This is a genomic window from Arthrobacter sp. 18067 (genome assembly GCF_902706295.1).
Classification (GTDB): domain Bacteria; phylum Actinomycetota; class Actinomycetes; order Actinomycetales; family Micrococcaceae; genus Arthrobacter.
The window spans coordinates 24,825-40,964 of record NZ_CACSJJ010000018.1 but is presented as its reverse complement, the minus strand read 5'-3'; the positions used below and the strand labels follow the sequence as shown (position 1 = coordinate 40,964).

Genomic DNA, 16,140 nt, shown 5'->3' with positions numbered 1-16,140 from the left:
CAAGCCTAACGGGCTTCCTCGGGCTGGACGGACCGGGCCTTCTGCTGACCGGACAGCGGGGCCAGGAAGAAGCTGACCACCAGCAGCACCAAAGGCGCCAGCAACGAATGCAGGATTCCGAAATGCTCGGCCAACAGCCCCAGGAGCGGAGGACCGCAGAGGAACGCTCCGTAGCCGATGGTGGAAACCACCGAGACCCGGGCAGCTGCGTGGACGGGGTCATCGGCAGCCGCGGACATGCCCACGGGGAAACCAAGGGAGGCACCCAGGCCCCAAACCGCCAAGGCAACAAAGGCGAGCCACGGAACCGGTGAGAAAACAAAGAGCGCCAGGCCCACGACGGCGGTGGCCGAGCACCAGCGCATCACCAGCACGCGTCCGAAACGGTCCAGGATGGCGGTCCCGGCGAAGCGTCCGATGGTCATGAATGTGACGAACAATCCATAGCCAACAGCGCCGGCGGCATCGGACTGCCCATGACCGTCGGCCAGTGCCAAAGCCACCCAATCCCCCGCGGCCCCCTCAGCCAAAGCCAACCCGAGGACCAGGACGCCGATCAGGAGTGTTCGGCGATCACGCCAGGCAAGGGCCACCAGCCGTTTGTTGTCCAGCGGAGCGGCAGCCTTGCCTGATTGGGGACGCAGCTCCGGAGACGCGGCATCGATGATCGGCAGCGGACCGGTGGAAGGGTCCTGGAAGGTGTCCGTTCCGTCGGGTCGGTAAGTGTGGGTTGCTGCTGCCGTCTTTTCCGCGCGGAACCAGAACCCGGCAGTCACCACGGAAGTGGTTACCACGACGCCTGAGATCAGGAAATGCCAGAACACCGGCATGTGCACGGCGGCCGCCCAGGCACCGAACCCGGCGGCGGCCACGGTACCGAGGCTGAACGCTCCGTGGAGATGCGGCATGATGTGCCGGTCCATGGCACGTTCCAGCGCGGCTCCTTCAACGTTGGATGCGGTGTTCCAGCTTGCCGTGCCGAGGCCGAGCACCACCAGGCCAGCCGCCACCACCAGCGGGCTCGCAGCGACGGAAGCGCCGAAACCCACAGTGACCAGCCCGGCGCCCACCATGCAGCTGCCGATCCGCGTGGTGAGTTTGGGACCCAGCCTGAGCACGATCAGGCCCGAGGCTGAGATCGAGATGAAAGACGCCACCGTCATGCACATCAGCAGCAGGCCGATGCCACCCGGCGTCAGGTTGAGGCCGTCTCGGATGGCTGGCAGGCGAGACACCCACGTCGCAAAGGCGATGCCACTCGCGGCGTAGGAGGCAAGAACAGCGGCGCGCCACCGTGACATTTCAGTCGCAGTGGCGCACGGTTTGCTGCGATGTTGAGGGGTGTTCGGTTGGTTCAAGAGACCTTCACGACCGCCTGCGACTTCATGAGGACCTTAAGTCCGGCCGCCACAACGGTGAGGTCAATGCGCGCGGTGCGGGCATCGGCGTCGAGCGCTCCCACTACACCGGTGACGTCGATGACAGCGCCGGCCTCATCGGTTCCGGTGGTGTCAGTGACGAGGACGGGCTTGGTGAATCGGGTCTGGTAATCGACGACGGCGGCGGGGTCGCCGGCCCAGTCGCTCACCAGTTGCACGGCGGCACCCATGGTGAACATGCCGTGGGCGATGACGCCCGGCAGCTCCACGGAGGTGGCGAAGGCTTCGTTCCAGTGGATCGGGTTGAAGTCACCGGAGGCTCCTGCGTACTTGACCAGGTCCTGGCGGGTGACGTCAATGCTGCGGGTGCCGATTTCCTGGCCGACCGTCAGTTCTTCGAATGTGGGGCTCATGGCTACTGTCCCTCTCCGCGGACCAGGATGGACGAGGTAGTGGTGGCGACCTTTTCGCCTTCCACTGTGGAAATCTCGGAGCGTGTGGTGATCATGGCTCCACCGCCCATGGCACGGACGCCATCCACGTGGAGTTCGGCTACGAGCTTGTCACCGGCAACTATTGCGCGGTGATGCGTAAACCGCTGGTCTGCGTGGACAACGCGGGAAAAGTCGATCCCCGACTCCGGGTCTTCCACCAGTTGGGCATCGGCACGCTGGGCAATGATGATGGCAAAAGTTGGTGGGGCTACGAGGTCGCTGTGGCCGAGGGCCTTGGCCGCGTCAACATCGAAGTGCGCTGGGTTGCCGGCCTTCACGGCCTTGGCGAACTCGCGGATCTTTTCGCGCCCGACGTCATATACCTCTGCGGCAGGGTAGCTTCGGCCCTGCAGGTCCGGATTGATACTCATGCTCCAACCCTATCGGGCCGCGGGAAGGTGGTGCCGCTTTCGCGTGGGCGTTACTTCTTGTAGCTCTTACGGATCTTCTGTCCGCGGATGACGAGCCCCGTGACGTGCAGCAGCAGCCCCACGCCGATCACGGGCAGAGAGGCCATGGCCAGTCCTTGGTTGCCGGACGTGTTCCCCACGATGGACAGGACGAGCCCGACGGCGATCAACCCCATGGCGCCAAAAACCAGCGCTTTGTAGGAGGTGGAGGCGGTGGCCCAGAAATCGTTCAGCACCGTCCAAGTCTACCCGGGGCGTGATGGGGGCGTTGCCGAGGGGTTAGCACTCGCTGGAAAGACGGGCGCTTACTGCCGAGAGCTCACCCCTCGCGGAGAACGCAGTCTAGAAGAGGGAGTCCTGCAGCGCCGGGATCTCCGTGGTGTGGGGGCCGAACTCGATTTTGCGGCCTTTCAACGCCCCCAGGTCTGCCACGAAACTGCCTTCCACCTCGACACCCGATGCGTCGGGAAGTCCGGCCAAGGCGATCGCCCCGGACAGCGAGCGGACCCGCAAACCGTGCCCGCCGGCGTCGAATGTTGCCGGATACGGGTGGCGTCGGCCTGTTTCGGCACCAGCGACACAGAGAAGCTCAGACAAGTCCGGCCGGTCCCACTCGTCCTCCACCACGGAGTAACCAGTCATCGCGAGCCCGCCCAACAGTTCGCGGACCCGCCCTGCGTGCTGACGGTTCAAGGCCAGAAGCTCGACGGCGGTACGCGGCTCCACGAGCCCCGCCACCTTGGAAGCGGACCTGACTTGCTGGACGAGGCCGAGCTCGCGGGTGACCAAATCCTCCAGCACGCGAACTATCCGCCCATCTTCGGCGTGGGCCACATGCGAGGCGTGCACGGCACCCTGCTCAGCGAGCCGGTTCCATTTGCGCTGGGCCGAGGCCGTACCAACTTTGGTGGCACCGTTGGCGAAGGTAGCGACGTAGAGCCAGTGCGGCTGCATCAGGTAAGCCCGCAGGCCCGTTGGAACCGAACCGCCCCGGTGGAAGTCATGCATCAGCCGCGAGTCGTCCCGCGCAAAGCAGGCACCGCACTGTTTGCCCCGCTCGGCCGGAGATCCGCTGCGGCAGGGAACATGCGTACGATCACCAGGTCCGTGAACCTTGGTGTGGCCAAGGCACCAGACACCGGGGATAACGCGCAGGCCCAGGGTTGAACCCTGGGCCAACGCAATATCAGTGAACTCCGCGTCCGGCGAGAACAACCTCAACGCCGGTGAAGAAGAGTCCCAAACGACTCCGTGGACCAGCATGCTTACAGGGAAGGCTGGACTCCGAATGCCACTGCGAGCTTCATGATCTTCTCAGCGCGGCCCAAACGCGGGAGGTCGGAACCATCGCGGATCACGCGGCCGTTGGCCTCGAAGTCGTTCATGAAGTCGGTGGCCCAGGCAACGTCCGAAGGCGTGGGGCTGATGACCTCGTTGATCACGGTGGTCTGATCGATGGCGAGGCAGAGCTTGCCGGTCATGCCCATCGTCACCGTGATGCCGGTCTGCTCGCGCAGGATCGGGTGGTTGGTGCCCACGGTGGGTCCATCGATGGGGCCCGGCAGGTTGCCTACGCGGCTGGCGACAACCAGCTTGGCGCGCGGGTACGCCATGGCCTCCGGAGTGGCGGCCATGCCCGTGTCGCGGCGGAAGTCGCCGGAGCCGAAAGCAAGGCGGAAAGCTCCCTGAGCACGTGCGATGTGGTTGGCTTCCTCGATGCCGAGGGCGGACTCGACCAGTGCAATCACGGGAGTCTTGCCGTCCATGCGGTGGTAGGACTCGGTGACCTGATCAGCGGACTCGGTCTTGGCGAGCATCACGCCGAGCAGGCCGGGTGTCCCGCGCAGGCCTGCGAGGTCGTCGGCCCAGAACTTGCTGGTGGCGTCGTTGACGCGCACCCAGGCCTGGCCGCCGGCGGTCAGCCAGTTCACCACATTCTCGCGCGCTGCATCCTTCTGGGAAGGGTCCACGGCGTCTTCGATGTCAAGAATGATGGCGTCTGCCCGCGAACCCGCAGATTCGTCAAAAAGCTCGGTCTTCATGGCATTCACGAGAAGCCAGGAACGGGCGATGTCGGCGGGAATGTTGCGGGTAGGCCGAATGGACTCGGCGGCGATGCTAGACGTCATGTATCTACCGTATCCGCCCCGCGGGCCGCAAGGCGAAGAAATCCGCCCGGTTGTGAGGATCAATACGAACTAAACCCCATATGACTGTGGGGTCCGGCAGTATGAACGCCCGACGGCGGTACGCGCCAGTCATGTCGGGCCCACCAGTCGCTGTTGTTCACAAGGCTCAACGCAGCGACTTGTGTCCCCCGGTTGCCGGGAATTGCCCAGGATTTCGTCCCATGTCTGCCTGTTTCGCAGCGTTTCCAGGCGTTACCCGATCGCTTCCCACCCGCCGTCGAAATGGGCTTTCATCGTTCCCAAGCCGTTGCGAAAGTTCCCAACCTCTTGCGTAGGCCGACCCACCCAACACAACACCCTCATCGAAAGTAGCTCCCATGAAACTGCACCTGCCCCTGCTGAGCGTCGCGGCCGCCGTCGTACTAGCGCTGACGGTGAGCGGCTGCGGCGGCGCTGCCGAAGCCGGACAAGCCAACCAGGCAGGCACCGAGGTCAAGGAACTCCGGTACCAGGGCTCGGCCAACAACGTGACTTTCCCCGAACTGGCTGCGGACCTCGGATACCTGGGCGACTTGAAGCTGAACTGGGTTGGCAACACCACCAGCGGCCCCCAGGACATCCAGTCGGCGGCGACCAACCAGACTGACTTCGGCGGCGCATTCTCCGGAGCGGTGGTCAAGCTCATTGAAGCCGGTGCACCCGTCAAGGCTGTGACCAACTACTACGGCTCGGACGAAAAAACGTTCAGCGGGTACTACGTCAAGGCAGAGAGCACCATCAAGGAACCGCGTGACCTGATCGGCAAGAAGATCGCCGTCAATACGCTGGGCGCACACCACGAAGCCGTCATCAACACATGGCTGACCAAGAACGGACTCAGCCAGGACGAGATCAAGCAGGTCCAGCTGGTCCCGCTGGCACCGAACGACACCGAGGAAGCCATCCGCCGCGGACAGGTGGACGCCGGAACACTCGGCGGAGTCCTCCAGGACAGGGCCATCGAGGCCGGCGGACTGCGGTCGCTGTTCAGCGATGTGGAGCTGTTCGGAACCTTCGCAGGCGGCCAGATCGTGCTCCGGAACGACTTCATTGAAAAGAACCCGAACACCACCCGCACGTTCACCACGGGCGTGGCCAAGGCGATCAAGTGGGCCGCGGAGACGCCCCGCGACGAGGTGATTGCCCGCTTCACCAAGATTATCGAAAGCCGCGGCCGAAATGAGAGTACGGCCAACCTGAAGTTCTGGAAGAGCCCCGGCGTCCCGGACTCGGGCGTGATCAAGGACGAGGACTTCACCCGTTGGGAGGCCTGGCTCAGCTCAGCCGGCATCGTCAAGGACAAGCTCACGCCGTCCAAGTACTACACCAACGAGTTCAACGAGCTCGCAGCAGCGAAGGGATAGCCATGACAGCGAAAATCAGCCTCCGGAACGTCACCAAGGAATTCACTGTCCGGGCCACCAAGACAACCAGCGCCACCCGGCTCACCGCCATCGATTCCCTCAGCCTGGATGTCCGCGACGGCGAGTTCCTCACTTTGGTGGGCCCCAGCGGATCGGGCAAGACCACACTGCTGGACCTGCTGGCCGGACTCTCAACGCCGACATCAGGTGAAGTCCTGGTGGATGGGAAAGCAGTCACAGGGCCGGGCAAGGACCGCGCCGTGGTGTTCCAGCAGTACGCGTTGTTCCCGTGGCGGACTGCATCAGCCAACGTCTCCATCGGACTCGAAGGCGTGGGCCCTGACGGCAAGAAGCTCAACCGCCGCGAACGTGCAGCGAAAGCCAGCGAATACCTGGCGTTGGTGGGCCTGGCGGGTTTTGAGGACCGGTATCCCCACGAGCTTTCCGGCGGCATGAAGCAGCGCGTCGCCATCGCCCGGAGCCTGGCATACGAGCCGGACGTGCTGCTCATGGATGAACCGTTTGCCGCCTTGGATGCGCAGACCCGCGAGCAGTTGCAGGATGAGCTCCTCAGGATCTGGAAGGCCACGGGCAAGACGATTGTCTTCATCACGCACGGCATTGACGAGGCCGTGTACCTCGGCGAGCGCGTCGCTGTGCTGAGCGCCCGCCCCGGCCGCCTCAAGGAAATCGTGGACATCAACATCCCGGACCGCGACGGCGACGGCGACATCCGTTCAAATCCGGCCTTCGTGGAGCACCGCCATCAGGTCTGGACGCTCCTGCACGACGAAGTCCGCCGTGCCCAGGACGCCGGCCACCGCAAGATCCTTCCGGACGGAAGCGCGCCGGACGAGCCCGCCACCACCATCACTGAAAGGAGCGCAGCCTGATGACCACCACGCTCACGCAAACTGAAGCGGCGCCCGCGGCGGGCGAAGCAACCGACGCGCGTACCGCCGTCGAACGTTCCGCCATTGACCCTTCCGCTGCAAGACCGTCAGCTACAGAGAGTACGACGCCGGCACCCGGCACAGTTCGACGCGTCGCCGGAGTCGTCGGGTCGGGTCTGTGGAAGTCCGCAGCGGTCCTGGCGTTCCTCGCGTTGTGGGAGCTCGGACCGACGTACTTGGCCAGCCCGTCTACGCGGGTGTTCCTGCCGCCCCTTCACGAAGTGCTCCTCGCGTGGGGCAAGCTGTTCGAATCAGGAACCATCCAGGGCCACATCGCGGCCAGCCTCACCCGTTCGGTGGCCGGTTTCGGCGCAGCGCTGGTGGCGGGTGTTTCGCTTGGCTTGCTTATCGCTTGGTACGGACGGCTGAACTCGGTCCTGAACCCGCTGCTGGAACTGTTCCGCAACACTGCAGCACTGGCCTTGCTGCCGGTGTTCACGTTGCTGCTGGGAATTGGCGAGGAATCAAAGATCAGCATCGTGGCCTACGCTGCGTTCTTCCCGGTCCTCCTCAACACCATTGCCGGCGTGAAGACCGTGGATCCGCTCCTGATCAGGGCTGCGCGCTCCCTGGGCCTCAACAGCTTCCGGCTCTTCCAGAAGGTCATCCTTCCATCCGCGGTGCCCACCATCTTTACCGGTATCCGCATGGCCGGCACCGCGTCCATCCTGGTGTTGATCGCCGCCGAAATGGTGGGCGCCAAGGCCGGCCTGGGCTACCTGATCGTGAACGCGCAAAGCAGCTTCCTGATCCCGGACATGTACGCGGGCATCCTCACGGTGTCCTTGCTGGGGCTCGGCGTGAACTTCCTGCTGGTCGCCCTTGAGCGGCATTTCTCCCGCTGGCGGACCGCTGTCGGTGCCGCCGCTTCCTGACCCACCCACGCGGCACCCGCCGCAAGCACCATCACAACAAGTAAGGAAACAACGTCATGACCGTCATTACCGAAACCAAACTCGAGTTCGCCAAACTCGGCTCCCGCATCGGAGCAGAAATCCGCGGACTGGACATCAGCGGAGACCTCAGCGAGGACACCGTGGCGCAGATCAGGGCTGCGCTCAACGAACACAAGGCTTTGGTGTTCCGCGAGGCCAACATTCTGACCGATGAGGCGCAGGTGAAGTTCGCTTCGCACTTTGGACCCCTGACCAAGGCCCACCCCACCGTGGCCTCCGTGGAGGGCGAGGAGAACGTCCTGCCCGTGGACAGCGAGAACGGCTCGGCCAACAACTGGCACACTGACGTCACGTTCGTGGTCAACCCGCCCCAGGCTTCCACGCTGCGCAGCATCGATCTTCCCGCCTACGGTGGCGAAACCTTGATCGCGTCCTCAGCCGGCGCTTACCAGGACCTCCCGGAGGAACTGCGCAGCTTCGCGGACAACCTGTGGGCCATCCACACCAATGACTACGACTACTCCGTGCCGAAGAACCTTGAGCACTCCAACGCCGAAGAACGCCGCAAGGAATTCACGCGCCTGAAGTTCGAGACCGCACACCCCGTGGTGCGGGTCCACCCGTTGACCGGCGAGCGCGGATTGTTCATTGGGGGCTTCGCGCAGCGGCTCAGGATCGTGGGACTGTCCAACACTGAATCCAAGGACATCATCCGCCTGCTGCAGGCCTACGTAACTCGTCCGGAGAACGTGGTGAGGGTGAACTGGGAACCGAACCAGGTGGTCCTGTTCGACAACCGCATCACCCAGCACTACGCCCCGGACAATTACGATGGCCAGCCGCGCAAACTCAACCGCGTGACCATTGCCGGCGACGTTCCCGTGAGCATCGACGGCAAGCCCAGCCAGGCTATCCAGGGTGATTCGAGCACGTATTCTGTGGTGGCGCCGATCAGCCACGCATCGTAGGCGCACTCCATGTGTTGCTGTTCCCACCCAACTGAGTCGCAGTTGAGCGCGTTTTGAGAGGTCATAACGCGCACAACTGCGACTCAGTTGGGTTAAAACGGGATTAGGGGATGTTGGTTCCCCGGGCTGCCACCCACAATCCGTACCACTCGGCACGGGACATGGTGGCAGCCACGGAAGCGGCATCAGCGCATGCCTGAATGCGTACGGGGTTAGTGGTTCCCACGACGGGCGAAATCCGGGCTGGGTGCTTCATCAGCCAGCCAAGCAGGACCGCCTCGGGCGTGGTGTCCTTCTCCCCCGCCAGCTGTTGCAGCATCGAAGCCGTTGCCGACTCGGCCGGTGACAGCTTCCCAGGCCTCGCACCGGTGTAGCGCCCCTGGGCCAAAGAACCGTAGGCCTGAAGTTCAATCCCCTTGGCCATGCAATGTTCCAGAGTCCCATGCGGGAAGCTGTATCCCAGCCCCTCCGCATGGTTGACCAACACGGTGCTCTCCAGCCAGTCCCGGCGCAGGAGGCTCATCTCCAACTGGTTCGCCACAACAGGCATCTCCAGCTCGTCCTGCAGGAATGCGATCTGCGCGCCGGACATGTTGGACACACCCAGCTGCCGCACTTTGCCTTCCGCCACCAAATGCCCGACGGCGTCCGCTACCTCGTGCGGGTCCATCAGCGGATCGGGACGGTGCAGGAGCAGCACGTCGACATAGTCCGTTTGGAGCCGTTCCAGGCTCCCGTTGACCCTTTCAAGGATGGCTTCCTTGCTGAGATCGTAGTGTGTATCCAGCCCACGCTCCCCCAGCCTGATCCCGCATTTGGTCTGAAGCCGGATCTTTGCGCGCAAACCCTGCGAACGGGCGAGGACTTCACCGAAGACGGCCTCAGACTTTCCGCTGCGGTAGATATCAGCATGGTCGAAAAGCTCGATGCCGATGCCCCGCGCGGCGTCAATCACAGCAGCAGCTTGATCAATCTCGGCAGCACCGTAAGACGTGCCGTCCCAAGGGCCGCCGAGTCCCATGCAGCCATAGATGAGGCGTCCACGCCCGTTCGCAATAGTCATACTTATAGTTTTACCGGCCACCCTTAGGCGTTGCGGACAATCCACGCAGTGGTGTCGGCAGGGAGTTTGCCGTCTTCCAGCGGGCCGCTGCTTACGACGACGTCGCCCTCGGGAAGGTCAACGGGATCGGTACCGAAGTTGGTCACCGTGTGCCAGCCACCGGGGCGGCTGAAGTGCAGCACGTCCGGGTTGCCGGTTTCCACCCATTCGAGTTCCTCGTCCGCCTGGAGTTCGCTGCGCAGGCCCAAGGCCTTGCGGTAGAGCTCCAGGGTGGACCCTTCCACGCCTTCCTGCGTGGACACTGCGTAATCCTTGAACCACCCCGGCTGGGGAAGATGCGCTTTGCCCGCACCGAAGCCGAACGACGAGCCTTCCGCGGTCCACGGCAATGGCACGCGGCAACCATCACGGCCAATTTCCACACCCGGGTTGCGGAAGAAGGACGGATCCTGGCGTTCGGAGTCAGGAATTTCCGACACCTCACGCAGGCCAAGCTCTTCGCCCTGGTAGAGATAGGCCGAGCCGGGAAGCGCGAGCAGCAAGAGTGTCGCGGCGCGGGCACGACGCAAGCCAAGTTCGACGTCGAGCTCTTCAGCCGGACCGCCGGCCAGCAGCCAGCCCTTGCCGTCCTGGCCCTTGGGCTTGCCCCCGGTGACGTCCTGGGCCGCGTTGGTGCCCTGGGCTACCGAACCGCCCTTGGGCAGGCCGTAGCGGGTGGCGTGGCGGACGACGTCGTGATTGGAGAAGACCCAGGTGGAAGAAGCACCTGATTCCTTCGCCGCCACCAGGTTGTCCGTGATGATCTTCCGGAACGATGCAGCATCGAAATCGGACTGCAGGAGATCGAAGTTGAATGCCTGGCCCAGTCCTTCGGGGCTGGCATACCGGGCACGGCGGGACTCGTGGACCCAGGCCTCGGCAACAGCGGTACGGGGCGGGTTGTACTCGTTGAAGAGCTTGCGCCACTCGGCGTAGACCTCGTGGACTTCATCGCGGTCCCAGAACGGGTGGGACCCATCAGTGAAGCCATCGGTACCGTGGGCCTTGGCCTCCAGGTCGGCCTTCATGGGCAGCGGCTCGGAAAGATCCTTGGCCATGCCGTGGGCGACGTCGATGCGGAAACCGTCCACGCCACGGTCCGACCAGAAACGGAGGGTCTTCAGGAAGTCCTCGCGGATCTCCGGGTTCTCCCAGTTAAAGTCCGGCTGCTCCTTGGCGAAGATGTGCAGGTACCACTGTCCGGGTGTGCCGTCCGGCTCCGTGATGCGATCCCAGATGGGGCCACCAAAAACGGAGTCCCAGTCGGACGGCGGCAGTTCGCCGTTCTCGCCCTTCCCATCACGGAAGATGTAGCGCTCGCGGGCAGCAGAGCCCTTGGGTGAGGCCAAGGCTTCCTTGAACCACTCATGGCGGTCGGAGGAATGGTTGGGGACGATGTCCGCCACGATCTTGATGCCTGCCGCGTGCAGCGCTGCGGCCATCTCGTCGAAGTCCTCAAGCGTCCCCAGCTTCGGGTCGACGTTGCGGTAGTCATCCACGTCGTAGCCGCCATCAGCCAGGGCCGAGGGATAGAACGGGCTCAGCCATACGGCGTCGATGCCCAGTTCCTTGAGGTAGGGAACCTTCGCGGTGATGCCCTTGATGTCTCCGAGTCCGTCGCCGTTCGCGTCGTGGAAGCTGCGGGGGTAGATCTGGTAGACAGCCGCTTGGCGCCACCAGTTGGGGTCGGCCATGCGGTCTGCGTCGGTACGGTGGGCCTGAGCGGCGGAGGTGCTCACGAAACTCCTTTGATTTAGAATCTAAATTTATATCCCGGACCAGTATGAAACGCCCGGGCGTTGAAGGTCAACAAGGTCAGCCCTTGACGGCTCCCTGGGTAACGCCTGCCATGACCCACCGCTGCGTAAACAGATAGGCAATGATTGCCGGCGCCATCGCCATCAGGTAGGACGCGAAGGACACATGGTAGTTGTTGCTGAACTGGGTCTGGAAGAGGTTCTGCCGCACTGGGAGCGTCTGCAGCGCCGGATCGGAAATGATCAGCGAGGGCATCATGAAGTCGTTCCATGCATAGAGGAATGCGAAGATTCCCACGGTCGCACTCATGGGAGCCAGCAAGGGGAAGATCAGCTTCCAGAAGGTCTGCCAGGTCGTAGCGCCGTCGATCCTGGCGCTTTCCTCCAGTTCCATGGGGATGGACCGGAGGAAAGCTGTGAACAGGAGAACGCTGAAGCTCAGCTGGAACATGGTGGCCAGCAGGATCACGCCGAATGGGTTGTCGAGGCCAAGGCGGCCTGTGAGCTGGATCTGCGGCAGCGCTACCACTGGGAACGGAATGAACATTGCCCCCAGCAGGTAGAAGAACGAGTAGCGGAACAGTCGGCGCTCCCAGTTGCGCACAATCGCGTACGAGGCGAAGGCAGCCAGGATGATGGTGGCAACCACGGTCCCCGCCGTCACCAGCAAGGACATTGCTGCACCGACCGGGAAGTTCGTCAGCGTCCAGGCCTGTACGAAGCCGTCGAGGCTGAACGGGGCGGGGAAGGAGAAGGCATTGCCATCCACTGCCTGCCCTTGGGTCTTGAACGCCATGGAAACCGTGACATACAGCGGTAGGAGCACAGTCACCGCGCACAGGACCAGGACGGTTGTTGCCGACCAGTTGACGCGCTCAACTTTGGAGCTGGAATTGTTGGTCATCGATCCGATCGTCATTACAGTGCATTCCGTCCGCGAGTCAGCGAGAGCTGTACGAGAGAGATAACGATGGCCACCACGAAGAAGATCGTCGCATTGGCCATTTGGTAGGCGTAGTCGCCGCCGTTGAAGCCCGAGATAACAGTCATCGCGATGCTCCGGGTTGAGGTTCCCGGACCACCATTGGTTAGGCCAACGATGATGTCGTACGCATTAAGGAAACCCTTGAACCCGAGAATGATATTGATGACCACATAACCCGACACCAGGGGAAGAGTAATCTTCAGCAGCTGTTGGAACTTGCTCGCACCGTCGATTTCCGCTGCCTCATAAACATCCCCCGGCACGGCAACGAGGCCGGCGATGTAGATGAGCAGGGCACCGGGTACAGCCTGCCAGGCCGTCACCAGCACGATGGCTACCCACGCGAAATCGGGATTCGCCAACAGGCTGCTCTCCAACCAAGGAATCCCGGCCGCAGCACCCAGCGACGGCAGCGAGTTCGAGAACAGGAAGTTGAAGACGTAGGCGATGATGATGCCCGAAACCACCATCGGAATCACGAAGATGGTCCGCAATGCCGACTTCATCCGGATGCGCGACGTCAACCCGACGGCGAGAAGGAAGGCGACTACGTTGACCGCGATCACTGTGACGATGGAAAACCCGAAGGTAAACAGGTAGCTCTGCAGGATTGCGGGGTCAGTGAAGATCGCGATGTAGTTGGTCAGGCCGACGAACTCCCAATCACCGATTCCGATGGAATCCGTAAAGCTGAAGAAGATGCCGACGATGCCAGGAATGGTGATGGCCAAAGTGAACAGGACAAGGCTCGGCACAAGGAAGAGATAGAAGATCGGTTCGACCCGACGCCTGCTGCCCTGCCGTTGACGGCCCTGTTTTCGGGTAGCTTGCTTTGGGCCACCGTGCTTTGGGCCACCCTGACCGGATGTGGTGGGTGAAGTGATGATGGACATGATGTTGACTCCCTGGTTCGGTGCTACTGGCGGAACGCCAGGCGCGCCCAATCTGCGTCGAGTGTGCTGAGGGTGGATGACGGGTTTGCGCCGAACACGAGTGCTTGGGTGTAGTTCATGATCGGAATGGTGCGCGGCACCAGCACCGACGGGCCTTGGTAGACCTGGGATTTGTCGTAGTACTGCACCATCCCTTCAATCCGGGGATCAGGAACAACGGCAGAATCCTTGGTGGGCGTGAAACCCAACTGCGATTTGTTGTAGGCCTCAATCACTTCCGGCCTGTAGAGGTACTCGAGGAAATCACGCGCAGCTTCCTTGTGCTTGGACGCTTCCGGTATCCACGCCGCGAGGTCAACGTTGACGCGGACCCGCAAGTCCTGGGGATCCTCGGTCATCGGCAGCGGAAAGGTGCCCAGCTTGAGGTCAGGGGCGGTCTTGGCAATCTCGCTGAAGGCCCACGGGCCCTGCAGGTACATCGCAGCCTTGCCCTGCGAGAATGCCAGGTTGCCGTCACCGTATGCCCGGCTGGCAGCATCCTTGTTCACGTAGCTGGTGGCGAGCTTCAGCATCTTGGCGACGGGCTGCTCGAAGTCTTTCTGGAAGGAAACAGAGGACTCCGGCCCCACTTCCGTGCCTTCCACTGCCAGCTTGTCGAAGAAGTCGAGGGTGTCCACCTGACCGCCTACCGAGTAGTCAAACCACCCTTGGGCGATGGTCCAGTCGTCCTTCCAGGTGGCGTAGAACGGCGTCACACCTGCAGCCTTCAACTGGTCGCACGCTGCGATCAGCTCGGTCCAAGTGGTGGGCACCTTGATGTTGTTGGCAGCGAAGATCTCCTTGTTGTAGATCACCGATGACGCCATGACCGAATACGGAAGGGCGCTGGTCCGGTCCTGGTACGAGCCATACTGGTCCATCAACGGCTGCAGATCCTCACGGATCCGGGATGCAGCGTCCGTGCCGGACAAGTCGCTCAACACCCCACGCTGAACGAAGCGCGAGGTCTCCATGTTGTAGTTTGCCAGCGCGATGTCCGGCGGATTGCCGCGAACGAAGCTCGCGGACACCACATCCACACCCGAAGTGTCCAGAACAACCTCGGTGTCGTTCTGCGAAGCGTTGTACTCGGCAACGAGCTTGGTCATGAAACCGATGGCTTCACGCTTGCTGAACGTAAAACGGATGGTCTCTTTGTCCGGCTCCCCGGCGCAGCCCGAGAGGAGCCCCGCCAACAAAGCCAGACCCAACCCCATTGCTGCGAAGCGTTTCCTGCGTGTCAGTTTTACGGACACCGTAGACCTTTCGTCTTGCGGACCTCAGTGGCCGCATTCCCATCGCGCGGCGGGTCATGCTCATCGCCACCCGAACTTTAGATAGGAGCTAAATTTATGACCTATCGCTAACCATGGTGAGTGATGCGCGCCACAGCGTCAAGCTTTTGGTGAAATGCGTCGTCATCTAAATTTATGTACTAAATTTAGAGAGATCGTTCTATCGTTCCCGCCGAGCGGCCTGAAGAGTATGGAGTACCCCATGCAGACCGGTACTGCACCGTCGACCCAGCTGGTCCGCCGGGTCAACGCCAGCGCCATGCTCAAAGCAATGCGCGGCGCCGGCGTCCTCACCGGTACGGAGCTGATGGATTCCACCGGACTTTCGCGTGCCACCGTCATCTCAATCTGTGACGAACTCGTCCGGCTCGGATGGCTCCAGGAACTGGAGAACCAGCGGGGTACCGGAGACTACGTCAAGGGCCGGCCGGCACGCCGCTTCGTTTTCGACGACGGCGCGGCCAGTGTGCTCGGAATAGACATAGGCGCCACCAAGATCACGGCGATCGTGGCCAACATGGCCGGAACCTCCCTGTCCAAGGTCACCATGCCGTTCCGTACCTACAATGTCCCGGCCGACGAACGTGCCGACGTGCTGGACCGCATCGCGGCTGAAGCCTTGAAAGAGGCCGGCGTTTCCGCAGATTCCGTTCTGGCCGTATCCGTGGGAGTGGCCGCTCCTGTCAGCCGTGACGGCGAGGTCCTCACTGCCCAGGAGTTCTGGAAATCCTTCGACGTCCGCCGGATTGTGTCCGAGCGGCACGGCTGGCACGTCCTCCTGGAAAACGATGCCAACCTCGCAGCCCTCGCAGAACGCTGGCAGGGCACTGCACAGGGAGTCGACAACCTTGTGGTCATGCTGGCCAGCGACCGGCTGGGTTCCGGCATCCTCGAATCGGGCCGGCTGCTCCATGGGCAGCTTGGTGGTTTTGGGGAACTGGGGTATCTCGAGAACGTGGACGGTGTGGGTGACACCTACGGCATCGCCCATTACGCAGTACTGTGGGGCCGGGAAGCCCTTGACGCCAGCGCGACGACGAAGCTGCGTGAACTGTGTGGCGGCGACCCGGCAGCCCTGACGTCGGAGATGGTTTTCAAAGCCGCGGCCGATGGCGACCTCGCGGCCGCCAAGGCCCTCGATCGCCTGGCCCACCGCATGGCCCGGGCCATCGGCTCGATCAGTACGTTGCTCAACCCTGAACTGGTGGTTATTGCCGGCGCCGTGGCAGCCTCTGCACACGCCCTGATCCCCGGCATGGAAAAGCAGATGCCGGAGTTCACCTTTACTCCCCCGCGCCTGGCAACGTCCACACTGGGCGACGGCATCGTCTCGCTGGGCGCAGTTCGGCACGCACTGGACTACGTCGAAGACCATGCGCTGGACCTCTACCCCGCATCATTGCCGAAGCCAGCGGCAGCCGGCTAGTCCGGCGTCGA

The 16,140-nt window shown here is 62.8% G+C and carries 16 protein-coding genes; 5 read left to right on the top strand and 11 right to left on the bottom strand.

Annotated elements, in window-relative coordinates:
* Nucleotides 1-5: 5 nt before the first annotated feature.
* The 6 genes from GVL04_RS17385 to GVL04_RS17360 form a co-directional block, all read right to left on the bottom strand.
* Nucleotides 6-1,301, bottom strand: coding sequence for a sugar MFS transporter (locus GVL04_RS17385; RefSeq protein ID WP_200846887.1), 1,296 nt, complete (start codon nt 1,299-1,301; stop codon nt 6-8).
* A gap of 53 nt (nt 1,302-1,354) precedes the next feature.
* Nucleotides 1,355-1,792, bottom strand: a complete 438-nt coding sequence (locus GVL04_RS17380) for a MaoC family dehydratase (RefSeq protein WP_159706876.1) — start codon at nt 1,790-1,792, stop codon at nt 1,355-1,357.
* A 2-nt stretch (nt 1,793-1,794) separates the two neighbouring features.
* Nucleotides 1,795-2,244, bottom strand: a complete 450-nt coding sequence (locus GVL04_RS17375; protein WP_159706874.1) for a MaoC family dehydratase N-terminal domain-containing protein — start codon at nt 2,242-2,244, stop codon at nt 1,795-1,797.
* A gap of 50 nt (nt 2,245-2,294) precedes the next feature.
* On the bottom strand, nt 2,295-2,519 hold the full coding sequence (locus GVL04_RS17370; RefSeq protein WP_159706872.1) for a DUF3188 domain-containing protein: 225 nt from the start codon (nt 2,517-2,519) through the stop codon (nt 2,295-2,297).
* Between the two features lie 106 nt (nt 2,520-2,625).
* A complete protein-coding gene (locus GVL04_RS17365) occupies nt 2,626-3,546 on the bottom strand; it encodes a DUF2797 domain-containing protein (RefSeq protein WP_159706870.1) in 921 nt (306 codons plus the stop codon).
* Between the two features lie 2 nt (nt 3,547-3,548).
* On the bottom strand, nt 3,549-4,412 hold the full coding sequence (locus GVL04_RS17360; RefSeq protein WP_159706868.1) for a CoA ester lyase: 864 nt from the start codon (nt 4,410-4,412) through the stop codon (nt 3,549-3,551).
* Nucleotides 4,413-4,789: 377 nt separating this feature from the next.
* Here GVL04_RS17360 and GVL04_RS17355 point away from each other — a divergent pair, with 377 nt between their 5' ends.
* Genes GVL04_RS17355 through GVL04_RS17340 form a run of 4 tightly spaced genes read left to right on the top strand, consistent with a single transcriptional unit; the run spans nt 4,790 to nt 8,632 of the window.
* Nucleotides 4,790-5,815: an ABC transporter substrate-binding protein gene (locus GVL04_RS17355; RefSeq protein WP_159706866.1), complete on the top strand. Its 1,026-nt coding sequence runs from the start codon at nt 4,790-4,792 to the stop codon at nt 5,813-5,815.
* A 2-nt stretch (nt 5,816-5,817) separates the two neighbouring features.
* On the top strand, nt 5,818-6,708 hold the full coding sequence (locus GVL04_RS17350; protein WP_159706864.1) for an ABC transporter ATP-binding protein: 891 nt from the start codon (nt 5,818-5,820) through the stop codon (nt 6,706-6,708).
* Complete coding sequence (locus GVL04_RS17345; protein WP_159706862.1) at nt 6,708-7,643, top strand: ABC transporter permease; 936 nt, start codon at nt 6,708-6,710, stop codon at nt 7,641-7,643. Before GVL04_RS17350 ends, GVL04_RS17345 begins: the two co-directional genes overlap by 1 nt.
* Before the next feature lie 56 nt (nt 7,644-7,699).
* Nucleotides 7,700-8,632, top strand: a complete 933-nt coding sequence (locus GVL04_RS17340) for a TauD/TfdA family dioxygenase (protein WP_159706860.1) — start codon at nt 7,700-7,702, stop codon at nt 8,630-8,632.
* 103 nt (nt 8,633-8,735) lie between these two features.
* Here GVL04_RS17340 and GVL04_RS17335 read toward each other — a convergent pair whose 3' ends face one another.
* The 5 genes from GVL04_RS17335 to GVL04_RS17315 all read right to left on the bottom strand — a co-directional run bounded on the left by GVL04_RS17335 (nt 8,736) and on the right by GVL04_RS17315 (nt 14,664).
* Nucleotides 8,736-9,695 (bottom strand): aldo/keto reductase family oxidoreductase, encoded by a 960-nt coding sequence (locus GVL04_RS17335; RefSeq protein WP_159706858.1) that lies wholly within the window; start codon nt 9,693-9,695, stop codon nt 8,736-8,738.
* 23 nt (nt 9,696-9,718) lie between these two features.
* Nucleotides 9,719-11,473, bottom strand: coding sequence for a glycoside hydrolase family 13 protein (locus GVL04_RS17330; RefSeq protein WP_159706856.1), 1,755 nt, complete (start codon nt 11,471-11,473; stop codon nt 9,719-9,721).
* Between the two features lie 76 nt (nt 11,474-11,549).
* Nucleotides 11,550-12,395 carry a carbohydrate ABC transporter permease gene (locus tag GVL04_RS17325; protein ID WP_235036335.1) on the bottom strand — a complete coding sequence of 282 codons (846 nt, stop codon included), beginning with the start codon at nt 12,393-12,395 and terminating at the stop codon, nt 11,550-11,552.
* A 14-nt stretch (nt 12,396-12,409) separates the two neighbouring features.
* A complete protein-coding gene (locus tag GVL04_RS17320; protein ID WP_159706852.1) occupies nt 12,410-13,369 on the bottom strand; it encodes a carbohydrate ABC transporter permease in 960 nt (319 codons plus the stop codon).
* Between the two features lie 23 nt (nt 13,370-13,392).
* Nucleotides 13,393-14,664, bottom strand: coding sequence for an ABC transporter substrate-binding protein (locus GVL04_RS17315; RefSeq protein ID WP_159706850.1), 1,272 nt, complete (start codon nt 14,662-14,664; stop codon nt 13,393-13,395).
* Nucleotides 14,665-14,905: 241 nt separating this feature from the next.
* Here GVL04_RS17315 and GVL04_RS17310 point away from each other — a divergent pair, with 241 nt between their 5' ends.
* On the top strand, nt 14,906-16,129 hold the full coding sequence (locus GVL04_RS17310; RefSeq protein ID WP_159706848.1) for an ROK family protein: 1,224 nt from the start codon (nt 14,906-14,908) through the stop codon (nt 16,127-16,129).
* Nucleotides 16,130-16,140: the final 11 nt, after the last annotated feature.

Excerpts from the sequence above, each read along its gene's own strand:
- GVL04_RS17355 (WP_159706866.1), top strand. The coding sequence starts at position 4,790 with ATGAAACTGCACCTGCCCCTGCTGAGCGTCGCGGCCGCCGTCGTACTA.
- GVL04_RS17360 (WP_159706868.1), bottom strand. The coding sequence starts at position 4,412 with ATGACGTCTAGCATCGCCGCCGAGTCCATTCGGCCTACCCGCAACATT.
- GVL04_RS17375 (WP_159706874.1), bottom strand. The coding sequence starts at position 2,244 with ATGAGTATCAATCCGGACCTGCAGGGCCGAAGCTACCCTGCCGCAGAG.
- GVL04_RS17320 (WP_159706852.1), bottom strand. The coding sequence starts at position 13,369 with ATGTCCATCATCACTTCACCCACCACATCCGGTCAGGGTGGCCCAAAG.
- GVL04_RS17310 (WP_159706848.1), top strand. The coding sequence starts at position 14,906 with ATGCAGACCGGTACTGCACCGTCGACCCAGCTGGTCCGCCGGGTCAAC.
- GVL04_RS17365 (WP_159706870.1), bottom strand. The coding sequence starts at position 3,546 with ATGCTGGTCCACGGAGTCGTTTGGGACTCTTCTTCACCGGCGTTGAGG.
- GVL04_RS17335 (WP_159706858.1), bottom strand. The coding sequence starts at position 9,695 with ATGACTATTGCGAACGGGCGTGGACGCCTCATCTATGGCTGCATGGGA.
- GVL04_RS17345 (WP_159706862.1), top strand. The coding sequence starts at position 6,708 with ATGACCACCACGCTCACGCAAACTGAAGCGGCGCCCGCGGCGGGCGAA.
- GVL04_RS17325 (WP_235036335.1), bottom strand. The coding sequence starts at position 12,395 with ATGACCAACAATTCCAGCTCCAAAGTTGAGCGCGTCAACTGGTCGGCA.
- GVL04_RS17380 (WP_159706876.1), bottom strand. The coding sequence starts at position 1,792 with ATGAGCCCCACATTCGAAGAACTGACGGTCGGCCAGGAAATCGGCACC.
- GVL04_RS17385 (WP_200846887.1), bottom strand. The coding sequence starts at position 1,301 with ATGTCACGGTGGCGCGCCGCTGTTCTTGCCTCCTACGCCGCGAGTGGC.
- GVL04_RS17340 (WP_159706860.1), top strand. The coding sequence starts at position 7,700 with ATGACCGTCATTACCGAAACCAAACTCGAGTTCGCCAAACTCGGCTCC.
- GVL04_RS17350 (WP_159706864.1), top strand. The coding sequence starts at position 5,818 with ATGACAGCGAAAATCAGCCTCCGGAACGTCACCAAGGAATTCACTGTC.